This is a genomic window from Sphingomonas sp. LaA6.9, from assembly GCF_022601895.1.
GTDB lineage: Bacteria > Pseudomonadota > Alphaproteobacteria > Sphingomonadales > Sphingomonadaceae > Sphingobium_A.
The window spans coordinates 1-11,811 of the sequence record NZ_JAKVIO010000071.1 but is presented as its reverse complement, the minus strand read 5'-3'; the positions used below and the strand labels follow the sequence as shown (position 1 = coordinate 11,811).

The following is an 11,811-nucleotide window of genomic DNA, read 5'->3' as shown; positions in this document are numbered from 1 at the left end:
ATCGCTCTTTGGCGAGGGCGAGCATGATGCGGATGAAGGTGTCGAGGAAAGCGATGATCCTGCGCATCTCGAGCAGCAAAAGGTCAGCGGGGCGATCCGCACCGACTTCATCCTCTCGGCCGAGATCATGGCGATCGCGCTGGCCGATGTCGCGGATCGCCCGATCTGGACGCAGGGCACCGTTCTTGCCGTGGTCGGCATACTCGTAACGCTGGGCGTCTATGGCGTCGTCGCGCTGATCGTGAAGATGGACGATATGGGTCTCCATCTCGCGGAAAAGCGCTCGGCAGCGCTCAGCGGCCTCGGCCGCGCGCTGGTCAAGGCGATGCCCTGGCTACTCTCGGCGCTCGCCACGATCGGCACCGCCGCTATGATCTGGGTCGGCGGCGGGATCATCGTGCATGGCATCGAGCACTACGGGCTCACGGCCGTCCCCCATTTCATCCATCACACCGCTGAGACCGCAGGCCATGCGGTGCCTTTTGCGGGCGGCGCGGTCGAATGGATCGTTGGCGCGATCGGCGCTGGCATCGTCGGCCTTGCGATCGGTGCGGTCATCACCGCCGTCATGCATCGGGTGAAACATTGATCGCGCGCGCCTTGAATTCTGTATCGTTTCGCAGAAAACTGCGTCAGGACGATTGCCTTTCCGAAACGGTAGCCGATTTGATCAAGCCCGCCCGCGGACGCCCCCGCAGCTTCGATGCGCAACAGGTTCTCGGCATCGTTGCCGATCGCTTTCGCGACGGCGGCTTTTCCGCGACGTCGCTCGACGAGATTGCGGAGGCGACCGGCCTCAACCGCCCGAGCCTTTATGCCGCCTATGGCGACAAGAAGGCGATGTATCTGGCCGCGCTCGAACGACATCGCGAAAGTATAGCGCAGGGCTTCGACCTGCTTGAGGGCGAAGGCCTTGGCTTGCGCGACACGGTCACCGCGCTCTTCGCCTGGTCGATCGCGAGCTATCTGTCGGGCGCGCGCGGTTGCCTGGGCGTCAGCACCGCCACGGCCGAAGCGGCGAGGGACGCGGATATCCGGTCTGCGCTCGATGCCTTGCTTACGATGATCGACACGCGGATCGCCGGCTGGTTCGCCCACCACGGCATTGCCGATGCAGATGGCCGCGCGCAGATTGTCGGCGCAGTGATCCACTCCCTCAGCGTCCGCGCGCGCGCAGGGCAACCGCGCGCAACGCTCGAGACGATCGCGGCACAGACGATCGAACTGATCGTGCCGCGATGAGCGTGGCGGGCGCCATCGCGTTTTCGGCATTCGCGATGACGCTGATCGTCGGTCTGCGCTATCTGATCACGAGCGGCGGCTTTGCGATCGCCACACGACTGCGACATCCCGGCCTCTATGTGGGACTCGACACGCAGATGCGCCGCGAAATCGCTTGGTCGCTCGCCAGCGCCGCCATCTACGGCGTTCCCGCGGGCATCGTCGCCTGGGGCTGGCAGAACCGCGGATGGACACGGATCTATTCGGATCTTGCCGACTGGCCTTTGTGGTACTGGCCGCTGTCGGTGCTGATCTGCCTCGCGGTGCACGACACCTGGTTCTACTGGACGCATCGCTGGATGCACCGTCCCCGCCTGTTCCGCATCGCGCACGCCGTGCACCACGCGAGCCGCCCCCCGACCGCCTGGGCCGCGATGAGCTTTCACCCCATAGAGGCCCTGACCGGGGCGGTCGTGATCCCCGCGCTCGTCTTCGTGCTTCCCATGCATATCGGCGCGCTTGCGCTTGTGCTGACGGTCATGACGGTTATGGGTGTGACCAATCACATGGGGTGGGAAATCTTTCCGCGTTTCATCCACGCGGGGCCTTTGGGGGGCTGGCTGATCACCGCGAGCCATCATCAGCGGCACCATCAGGAGTACAGGTGCAACTATGGACTCTATTTCCGCATCTGGGACCGGCTATGTGGCACCGACAACGGGCTCGGTCACTTCGATCTTCCGGATCGCGGGCGCGACGCTGATGCTGGCGACGCTGGGCGCGGCAGCGCCGGGATCGCTTGAACTCGATTTCGCGGGATTGCGGTCGGCCACGGGCCTGATCCGGATCTGTCTCACAACCAGCCCCAAGGGCTTCCCCGACTGCAAGGCGGACCCCAGCGCGATTACCCGGACGCTCGGCGCGGAGCAGCACAATACGCGCTTCGACGCGTTGCCTGCCGGAGACTATGCGGTTTCGGTGATCCATGACGAGAACGCCAATGCCAGGCTCGACACCTTTGCCGGTATCCCGCGCGAAGGATTCGGTTTTTCACGCAATCCGGTGATCACGTTCGGCCCGCCCAGCTTCAAGGCGGCGCGCTTTGCCATCGCGGCAACCCCTGTGAAACAGACTGTCCGGCTGCGCTATTTCCTGTGAGCGATCACGTTGGCGCAACTATTTGACGTTGGGCCACGTTTCTGATGGGTAGGCCCTGAAAGGATACCGGATGACAGTTCGACCATCGCTCTTGCGTGCCGCGGGCATGATTACCCTGGGCATCACCTCTCCAGCGCTGGCGCGCGAAGATGACACCGTCACGCTAGGGGGCGGCATTGCCTATGCCCCCAGCTATGAGGGGTCGGACGATTATGAGGTCATCCCCGCAGCGCAGGTGCGCGGCAAGGTTTCAGGCTATAATTTCTTCATGCGCGGTCTCCAGTTCTACACCGATCTGGTGCGGGAACCGGCTGAGGAGACGCTCGATCTATCCTTCGGGCCGGTGGTGGGCGCACGGCTCAATCGGGTGACAAACATCAAGGATGCGCAGGTCCGCGCGCTCGGCAAGCTCGACCCCGCCTTCGAGCTGGGCGCCTATGCCGGCATCGCCAAGACGGGTGTGATCACCAGCGCCTATGACAATCTGTCCTTTCGCGTCAGCTACACCGCCGATGTCGCAAGCGGACACAAGAGCTACGTCATCACCCCCGCAATCGAATATGGCACGCCGCTCAGCAAACAGACCTATGTCGGGATCGGCGCTTCGGCGGACTATGTCGGCGATGGCTTTGCCGACTATTATTACAGCGTCAGCCCCGCGGGATCCGCGGCAAGCGGCCTTTCGCCCTTCGAGGCCGATGGCGGCTTCAAAAGCGTCTCGCTGAACCTGCTCGGCGCACAATCGCTCGAGGGCGATTTGCGCAAGGGCTGGTCGCTCTTTGCGGTCGGCGGCTGGACCAAAATGCTGGGCGATTTCAAGCGCAGCCCGGTCGTCAGCGAAGCAGGCGACGACGATCAATGGTTCGGCGCGCTGGGGATTGGTTACACCTTCTAAGGAAAAGGGGCATCGTCGCGGCCGACGACACCCCCCAAACCCTCCCGATTTGCGGGACTAGGCCTGGCGCGAGCCCGTCAGCGGGAAGCTGCCGAACGCGCCGGCGCCCGCGCTGCCCGTGATGCTGTCGCCATCGACCTTGGCGGTGCAATCGAGCGTCATCGGCATCGGCACCTTGATGTTCATCTTCCACGAAATCGTGTCGCCATCGATCTTGCCGTCCTCGATGTCCATCGACCCCATGGCGCCGGTCATCGTTCCGGTGAAGCTGCCACCGCTGCTGTTGACGGTGAGTACCGCCTTCTGGTCCCCCAGCGGCGATTTGATCACGCAATCCCAGGCGCCGTCCACATTGGCCATGTCACATCCTCCCTTGGTTCAAAACAATCACTGTGCCGCGGGGACGACCTCTACCGGAAGTCCCAGCCCGTCGAGTTGGCTCCGCACCTTGGCGGCGTCGCCCACGACAACCCATAGCATCTGATCCGCCTTGATCGCACCACGCGCGGCCTTGTCGAGATCGGCCGCAGTCATGGCACGATAGCGCGCGGCAAGCGTGTCATAATAATCATCCGATCGCTTGTAGAGCGCATTGCGCTGCATTCCGCCCAGTACGTCCGCTGCGGTCTCGTAGCTGCCGGGGAGCTCGCGGATGCTGCCATTCTTGGTGCGCTCGAGTTCCTCGGCGTTGACTCCCTTGGTGCCAAGGAAGTCCCGGATCTGCTGCTGGAGTGCGGCGATCGAGGGGCCGGTCTTGTCGGCCTGGACCGGCGCGAACACCATATAGGGAACCTGCTCGACGACGCGGTTGACCTGCGCGCGCACGCCATAGGACCAGCCCTTGGTCTCGCGCAGGTCCATGTTGATCCGCGAGAGGAAGTTACCGCCAAGCACGTCGTTGGCGGAAAGCAGGTTGGTGATCTCCTCGGTCCCCTTCACGGGCATGACGAGCCCGCCCAGGATCAGCGACTGCGGCGAATCCTTGCGGTCGACGAGAACGATGCGCGGCTTGGGCGCCGGGATCGCCGCGCTGAAGTTCTTCGCGCCCGCCTGCCCCGTTGCGGCCCATTTGCCGAACTGCGCCTCGAGCAGCGGCGTGATCCTGTCGAGCGCCTGATCGCTGACCACGAAGATCGTCGCCTTTTCGGGCCGGAACCACGCGTGATGGAAAGCCATCAGGTCGTCGCGCGTGACCTTTTCCACCGCCTTGGGATCGCCCGTGCCCGTGAAGGGCACGCCATAGGGATATTGCGTGCCAAACAGCAGCGGCGGCAGCGTCCTGAGCGCGATGGCCTGGGGCTGCGTCATCTCGCTCGCGATGCGCGCGAGCTGCTGGCCGCGCAGACGCTCGACCTCGGCCGGATCGAAGGCGGGGTTCTTCACGATATCGCCGAACAGGTCGAGCGACGGTGCCAGATTGTCCGACAGCGCGAACAGGTTGACCATCGTCCGGTCCATCGACGCGTAGTTGCTGATTGACGCGCCGAGGATTTCCTGCCGCTCCGCAATCTGCACCGAGTTGCGCGTCTTTGTGCCCTCATCGAGCAATGCGAGCATCAGCGACTGGGTGCCGAGCTTGGTCCTGGGGTCGGCGGCATTGCCCGCATCGAAGCTCATCGACACCTGCGTGATCGGCACCGCGTCGCGGTGCGCATAGACCACCTCGATCCCGTTGGAGAGCTTCGCGCGCGTCACCGTCGGAAAGTCGAGATCGGCGATCGGGCCGACATCGGGCAGCCTGGACCGGTCGACCGCAGTAAGCGGGCCCGAGGCCCCCGTCCCATCCTGCTTGTCAGCGGCAGCGATCTTCGAAGGCGCCGCCATCGGCCTGTCGCCCTTGGCAGGCGCCTTGTAATAGGATGGCGCAAAGCTTCCGCTCGAGGCCTTGGCCTCCTCATAGGCTTCACGCTCGCCGGGCACGACGCTCAGCGCATAGACCGGGCGGCTCAGCCATTTCTGCATCGCCGCAGTCACCTGCGCCGGCGACACTGCGGCATATTGGCCAAGCTGCTTCTTGTAGAATTCAGGGTCGTCCGAATAGAGTTCGCCTTCGGCCAGCGCGACGGCCTTGCCGCCAAAGCCCCCGACCGATTCAAGCCCCGAGATGCGGCTCGCCACGGTCTTGGTCGCGACGCGCTTGACCTCCTCGGCCGTCGGCCCGTTCCTGAAATAGTCGGCAAGGATCGCATCGAGCCGCTTGGCGACCGCTGCCGCATCGACGCCCGGCTTTACGTCGACCTGCACCTCGAACATACTCAGTTGCGCGAACTGCTGGAGATCGGCTGAAACGCGCACCGCAACCTTCTCGTCGCGCACCAGGATATTGTCGAGCCGCGAGCTGGCGAGCCCGCCGAGTACATTGGCCCCTACCGAAAGCGGCACCGCATCGGGATCATTGAGCCCGGGCACGATCCAGTCGCGATAGATGCGCGTCGTCGCGACGCGATCCTTCATCACCTCGTCCTTGCGGGCGCTCAGCGTCGGGATCGGCGCCGCGATCCTCGCCTGTTGCGGACCGCGCGCAATGTCGCCGAAATATTTCTCGACCATCGGCTTCGCGGCCGCGACGTCGATGTCGCCCGCGAGCACGAGGATCGCGTTGTTGGGGCCGTAATGCTGACGGAACCAGTTCTTGACGTCCTCAAGGCTTGCCGCGTCGAGGTCCGCCATCGATCCGATCGTCGAATGGCCATAGGGATGATCGGCGGGCAGCATCGCCGCGATCTGCGCATATTCGACCAGGCCATAGGGCTGGTTGTCGCCCTGGCGCTTCTCGTTCTGCACGACGCCGATCTGGTTGGTGAGCTTCTCCTGCGTCACCGCGCCGAGCAGATGCCCCATGCGATCGGATTCGAGGAACAGCGCGCGTTCGAGCGCCGCGGCGGGCACGGTCTCGAAATAGTTGGTGCGATCGAACCACGTGGTGCCGTTGAAATCGGTGGCGCCTACCTGCTGCAGCGGCTCGAAGAAATCGCCCGGCGCATTCTCCGACCCGTTGAACATCAGATGCTCGAAAAGATGCGCAAAGCCGGTCTTGCCCTTGGGCTCGTGTTTGGAGCCGACATCATACCAGACCGAAACCGCGACGATCGGCGCCTTGCGATCGGTGTGGACGAAAACGCGCAGGCCATTGGCGAGCGTGAACTCCTGATACGGTATCTCGACCTTCTTGACGAGCGTGCTGACGGGGACCGGAGCCTGTTCGGCGGCACCCGCGTGCACGGCAAGCGGCGACAAGGCCATCAGGGATCCGGCAAATAGACCGACGAGCTTAAGACGCATCAATACATCCTTTTTCGAAACGTGCCGGGACAATAGCAGCCGCCATCCCACTGACAAGTCGCCCTTCTGCAAAGCGCTGATGGGAGCCCACCAACGGCGATGCGGCCTGCGTGCGCGCCGGCCGGGCATCAACGCCCGATTGGTTTCATCTGCACCTTTCCTGACCGCGGCAGATGGGATACCTCTCCGCCACATTCCATATGGCAGGCTCCAGGAGACAAGATGAACCTTCGGATAATCGCGGCCGCACTGACGCTGGCATCGGCATCCACCTCTGCGATCGCGCAAGCGGGCAATCAGATCGAGTTCAAGCCCGAAGCGGTCCGCGCGCATGTCGAGTTTCTTGCCGACGATCTGCTCGAAGGCCGCGATGCAGGCACGCGCGGCTATGACATCGCCGCGCACTATGTCGCGACGCGCTTCGAAGCGCTCGGGCTCAAACCCGCATCGGATGGCAGCTGGTACCAGCAAGTGCCCTTTGTCGAAATGAAGCTGAAATCCACGGATAGCGCGGCGCTCACCATTGGCGGCACCCGCTTCGCCAATGGTGGCGAGGTCATCATCGGCGCCAAGACGACCGAGGCACGCGAGGCCGTCGACGGTCAGGTCGTGTTCGTCGGCTTCGGCCTCGACAAGCCCGAACTGGGCTTCGACGACTATGCCGGGCTCGACGTTAAGGGGAAGATCGTCGCGGTGCTCAGCGGCGCGCCAAAGGGCACGCCGAGCGAGATCGGCGCGCATCTCGGCGCCGAAAAGACGCGGATGGCCGCGGCGCGCGGCGCAATCGGCGTCATCACGATCCAGACGCTTGAGCGCCAGAAGCTGCGCCCCTGGGCGCGCACCGTTCAGTTCGCCGGTGAACCCGACATCGCCTGGGCCGACGCCTCGGGCAAACCCCATAGCGAAACACCCGAAATCCGCTTCGGCGCAACGCTCAACACACCTGCTGCCGAGGTGCTGTTCAAGGGGGCTCCTAAATCGCTTTCAGCGATCCTCGGCCAAGCGGACAAGAAGGGCGGCAAGCCCAGGGGCTTCGCGCTCAAGCCGTCGGTCAGGATGGTACGCGAGGTCGAGCAGCGCCGCTATAACAGCCCCAATGTCGTCGCGGTCCTTCCCGGATCCGATCCTGCGCTCGCAGGCGAATATGTGTTGCTCATGGCGCATCTCGACCATGAAGGCGTGAAGACGGATGCGACCGACGCTGACAAGGTCTACAATGGTGCAATGGACAATGCCGCGGGCATCGCGACGATGATCGAGGTCGCGCGCGCAATGGCGACCGCGCCCGACAAGCCCAGGCGCTCGGTGGTATTCGCCGCGGTGACCGCCGAGGAGGATGGCCTGCTCGGCTCCGACTATCTCGCGCGCCACCCCGTCACCAGGGACGGCAAGCTCGTCGGGGTCGTCAATCTCGACATGCCGATCCTGCTTTACGACTTCACCGATGTGATCGCCTTTGGCGCGGAGCATTCGACACTCGGCCCCATCACTGAAAAGGCGGCGGCGAGCGCGGGGGTGAAGCTCTCGCCCGATCCGCTGCCGCAGGAAGGGCTGTTCACACGATCGGACCATTACCGGTTCGTCCAGCAGGGGATCCCCTCGATCTTCCTGATGACAGGCTTCGCCAATGGCGGGGAAAAGGCGTTCCAGAGCTATCTTTCGGCGCATTATCACCGCGTCAGCGACCAGATCGACCTGCCCTTCGACTGGGACGCCAGCGCCAAGTTTGCAAAGATCAACTATCTCATCGCAAGGGGGATCGCCGACGCCCCCACAGCTCCGCGCTGGTACGCCGACAGCTTCTTCGGCAAGACCTTCGCCGCGACACAGGACAAGGCGCAGCGTTCGGGCGACTGAACCGAACGTGATGCTCCCCGGGGCCGCGCTCGGGGAGCATTTCTGCGCCGCTCCCGAAAACTCTGTCCTAAAGCTCCGTTTCTTGACATCGTACCGGTCTCGCAACGAGATGGAAATCGATGGCAGGATCACGCAGCTTTGATCGAACCAGTCACTCAGATGTGTCGTATTAATCGACGGGATTTTTCGCCCAGGGCTGACTATACTGACCTTGGGGCCACACGAAGGATGGCCCACCCTCTTGTGTTGCATTATGGCAACACCATATCGACAGCGAACCGAAACAGGGGAGCTTGATGAACCTCGAGAAATTCACCGACCGCGCCAAGGGTTTTCTCCAGTCCGCGCAGACCGTCGCAATCCGCATGAACCATCAGCGGATCAGCCCGGAGCATCTTTTGAAGGCGCTGCTCGAGGACGAGCAGGGCATGGCCGCTGGTCTGATCCGCGCAGCGGGCGGCGCTCCGCAGACCGCCACCGCCGAGACCGACAAGGCGCTCGCGAAAATTCCCGCCGTCTCAGGCACCGGCGCGCAGCAGACGCCCGGCCTCGATAATGATCTGGTGCGCGTGCTCGATTCCGCCGAGCAGATCGCGACCAAGGCCGGCGACAGCTATGTCACGGTCGAGCGCATGCTGCTTGCGCTCGTGCTCGCCACGACCACCAATGCGGGCAAGGCGCTCGCCGCCGCGGGCATGAAGGCCGATGCGCTCAACGCTGCGATCAACGAGCTTCGCAAGGGCAAGACCGCCGACACCGCTTCGGCCGAGGATCGCTATGACGCGCTCAAGAAGTTCGCGCGCGATCTGACCCAGGCCGCGAAGGATGGAAAGCTCGATCCCGTCATCGGTCGCGACGAGGAAATCCGCCGCACCATCCAGATCCTCGCGCGCCGCACCAAGAACAATCCCGTGCTGATCGGCGAGCCCGGCGTCGGCAAGACCGCGATCGCCGAGGGGCTCGCGCTGCGCATCGCCAATGGCGACGTGCCCGACTCCTTAAAGGACCGCACGCTGATGGCGCTCGACATGGGCAGTCTGATCGCGGGCGCCAAATATCGCGGCGAGTTCGAGGAACGCCTCAAGGGCGTGCTCGACGAGGTGCGCGGTGCCGAGGGCGACATCATCCTGTTCATCGACGAGATGCACACGCTGATCGGCGCGGGCAAGAGCGAGGGCGCGATGGATGCGTCCAACCTGCTCAAACCCGCATTGGCGCGCGGCGAGCTCCACTGCATCGGCGCGACGACGCTCGACGAATATCAGAAATATGTCGAGAAGGATCCTGCGCTCCAACGGCGTTTCCAGCCGGTCTTCGTGGGAGAGCCTACGGTGGAGGACACGATCTCGATCCTCCGCGGTCTCAAGGAGAAGTACGAACTGCACCATGGCGTGCGGATCACCGACAGCGCGCTCGTCTCGGCGGCAACGCTCTCCAACCGCTATATCACCGACCGCTTCCTGCCCGACAAGGCGATCGACCTCATGGACGAGGCGGCGTCGCGTCTGCGCATGGAGGTGGAGTCCAAGCCCGAGGAGATCGAGAATCTCGACCGGAGGATCATCCAGCTCAAGATCGAACGCGAGGCGCTGAAGAAGGAGACCGACCAGGCGTCGAAGGACCGCCTCGGCGCGCTCGAGGAGGATCTTGCCAATTTCGAGCAGCAGTCGGCCGAGCTTACGCAACGCTGGCAGGCCGAAAAGGACAAGATCGCGGGCGAAGCAAAGATCAAGGAACAGCTCGACGCCGCGCGGCTCCAGCTTGAGCAGGCGCAGCGTTCGGGCGACCTCGCCAAGGCGGGCGAGCTTTCCTATGGCGTCATCCCGCAGCTCGAAAAGCAGCTCGCCGACGCCGAGAATGCGGCAGCGGGCGCTATGTTGCGTGAGGAAGTGACGAGCGAGGACATCGCCGCGGTCGTCAGCCGCTGGACGGGCATCCCCGTCGACAAGATGCTCGAGGGCGAGCGCGAGAAGCTCCTCCAGATGGAGCAGATGATCGGCAAGCGCGTCATCGGGCAGGAAGCCGCGGTCCACGCGGTCTCAAAGGCGGTCCGTCGTTCGCGCGCTGGGCTTCAGGATCCCAACCGCCCGCTCGGCTCGTTCCTGTTCCTTGGCCCCACCGGCGTCGGCAAGACCGAACTGACCAAGGCGCTCGCGGGATTCCTGTTTGACGACGACAATGCGATGGTCCGTATCGACATGTCCGAGTTCATGGAGAAGCATTCGGTGGCCCGCCTGATCGGCGCGCCTCCGGGCTATGTCGGCTATGAGGAGGGCGGCGTGCTGACCGAGGCGGTTCGCCGGCGCCCCTATCAGGTCGTGCTGTTCGACGAGGTCGAAAAGGCGCATTCGGACGTCTTCAACGTCCTGCTCCAGGTGCTCGACGACGGCCGCCTGACCGACGGGCAGGGGCGCACGGTCGATTTCTCGAACACGCTGATCATCCTGACCTCGAACCTCGGCAGCCAGTATCTCGCGGGGATGACCGACGATCAGTCCGTGGCGGACGTGGAGCCGCAGGTGATGGAGATCGTGCGCGGGCATTTCCGCCCCGAATTCCTCAACCGGCTCGACGAGATCATCCTGTTCCACCGGCTCGGCCAACAGCATATGGGCCCGATCGTCGACATCCAGGTGTCGCGCGTCCAGAAGCTGCTCAAGGACCGCAAGGTCACGCTCGACCTGACCGATGCTGCACGCGCCTGGCTCGGCCGTGTCGGCTACGACCCGGTCTATGGTGCGAGGCCGCTCAAGCGCGCGATCCAGAAATATCTTCAGGATCCACTCGCCGATATGATCCTCAGGGGCGAAGTACCCGACGGATCGACGGTCAAGGTCGACGAGGGCGACGGCGCGCTGGTGCTGACCACCGCCTGAGCGCGATCCGGCGATACCCAATAGAAAAGGGGCAGAGCCGAAGCTCTGCCCCTTCGTTCCTTGGCCGTAAGGGAAGGCCTCAGAACTTGACCTGCGCTCCCACATAGAAGCGACGGCCGTACGGATCATAGACGTCAGCCGCGGTCTCGGTGCCCGTCGGCGACTCCGAGAAGGGCGTGCCGGGCAGGAAGGGCGGCTTGGAGTCGAACAGGTTGTCGACGCCGAACATCACCGAATACTGCTTGTCCTCGCCGATGTCGTAGCGGAGTTGCGCATCGTGGTAGAAGCGGTCCCCGACGCGGTTCATCTCGTCGAGCGTCAGCGTGTCGCCATAGACGGTGTCGTCGCCGATGAAGTCCTTATCGCCGACCGACTTGCCGATATAGTTGACGGTCCAGCTCAGCGAGAAGCCGTCCATGCCATAGGTGGCGCGGACATTGGCGCGGTGCTTCGCATAACCGACTTCGCCTGCGAACTCCTCGACCGGAGCCGAGGGGTTGGCCTGCTGCTTGAAGTCGATGA

Annotated in this window: 9 protein-coding genes and 1 pseudogene; 7 read left to right on the top strand and 3 right to left on the bottom strand. The window is 63.8% G+C overall.

Annotation, left to right across the window (positions count from 1 at the left end; all coding sequences use genetic code 11):
* The 5 genes from MKI88_RS20700 to MKI88_RS20680 all read left to right on the top strand — a co-directional run.
* Nucleotides 1-589 (top strand): DUF808 family protein (locus tag MKI88_RS20700; RefSeq protein ID WP_241633451.1); only part of this gene is annotated, 589 nt, incomplete at its 5' end.
* 77 nt (nucleotides 590-666) lie between these two features.
* The gene (locus tag MKI88_RS20695) at nucleotides 667-1,242 is read left to right on the top strand and encodes a TetR/AcrR family transcriptional regulator (protein ID WP_241633450.1); all 576 of its coding nucleotides are present in this window, start codon (nucleotides 667-669) and stop codon (nucleotides 1,240-1,242) included.
* On the top strand, nucleotides 1,239-2,024 hold the full coding sequence (locus tag MKI88_RS20690) for a sterol desaturase family protein (RefSeq protein WP_407073395.1): 786 nt from the start codon (nucleotides 1,239-1,241) through the stop codon (nucleotides 2,022-2,024). Before MKI88_RS20695 ends, MKI88_RS20690 begins: the two co-directional genes overlap by 4 nt.
* A complete protein-coding gene (locus tag MKI88_RS20685; protein WP_241633449.1) occupies nucleotides 1,984-2,379 on the top strand; it encodes a DUF2141 domain-containing protein in 396 nt (131 codons plus the stop codon). Before MKI88_RS20690 ends, MKI88_RS20685 begins: the two co-directional genes overlap by 41 nt.
* A 70-nt stretch (nucleotides 2,380-2,449) precedes the next feature.
* Nucleotides 2,450-3,274 carry a MipA/OmpV family protein gene (locus MKI88_RS20680; protein WP_241633448.1) on the top strand — a complete coding sequence of 275 codons (825 nt, stop codon included), beginning with the start codon at nucleotides 2,450-2,452 and terminating at the stop codon, nucleotides 3,272-3,274.
* Nucleotides 3,275-3,331: 57 nt separating this feature from the next.
* On the opposite strand, the gene MKI88_RS20675 is transcribed toward MKI88_RS20680, so the two are convergent.
* Entirely contained in the window at nucleotides 3,332-3,634 is a 303-nt protein-coding gene (locus tag MKI88_RS20675; RefSeq protein WP_241633446.1) for a hypothetical protein, read from the bottom strand.
* Nucleotides 3,635-3,661: 27 nt separating this feature from the next.
* Complete coding sequence (locus MKI88_RS20670) at nucleotides 3,662-6,556, bottom strand: pitrilysin family protein (protein ID WP_241633444.1); 2,895 nt, start codon at nucleotides 6,554-6,556, stop codon at nucleotides 3,662-3,664.
* 222 nt (nucleotides 6,557-6,778) lie between these two features.
* Between MKI88_RS20670 and MKI88_RS20665 the strand changes: the two genes are divergently transcribed.
* Together MKI88_RS20665 and clpB are read left to right on the top strand one after the other, a co-directional pair.
* Nucleotides 6,779-8,413, top strand: coding sequence for a M28 family metallopeptidase (locus tag MKI88_RS20665; RefSeq protein ID WP_241633442.1), 1,635 nt, complete (start codon nucleotides 6,779-6,781; stop codon nucleotides 8,411-8,413).
* 296 nt (nucleotides 8,414-8,709) lie between these two features.
* Complete coding sequence (gene clpB / locus MKI88_RS20660; RefSeq protein WP_241633441.1) at nucleotides 8,710-11,289, top strand: ATP-dependent chaperone ClpB; 2,580 nt, start codon at nucleotides 8,710-8,712, stop codon at nucleotides 11,287-11,289.
* Between the two features lie 79 nt (nucleotides 11,290-11,368).
* On the opposite strand, the pseudogene MKI88_RS20655 reads toward clpB, so the two are convergent.
* Nucleotides 11,369-11,811: pseudogene (locus MKI88_RS20655) on the bottom strand (TonB-dependent receptor); the annotation flags it as partial.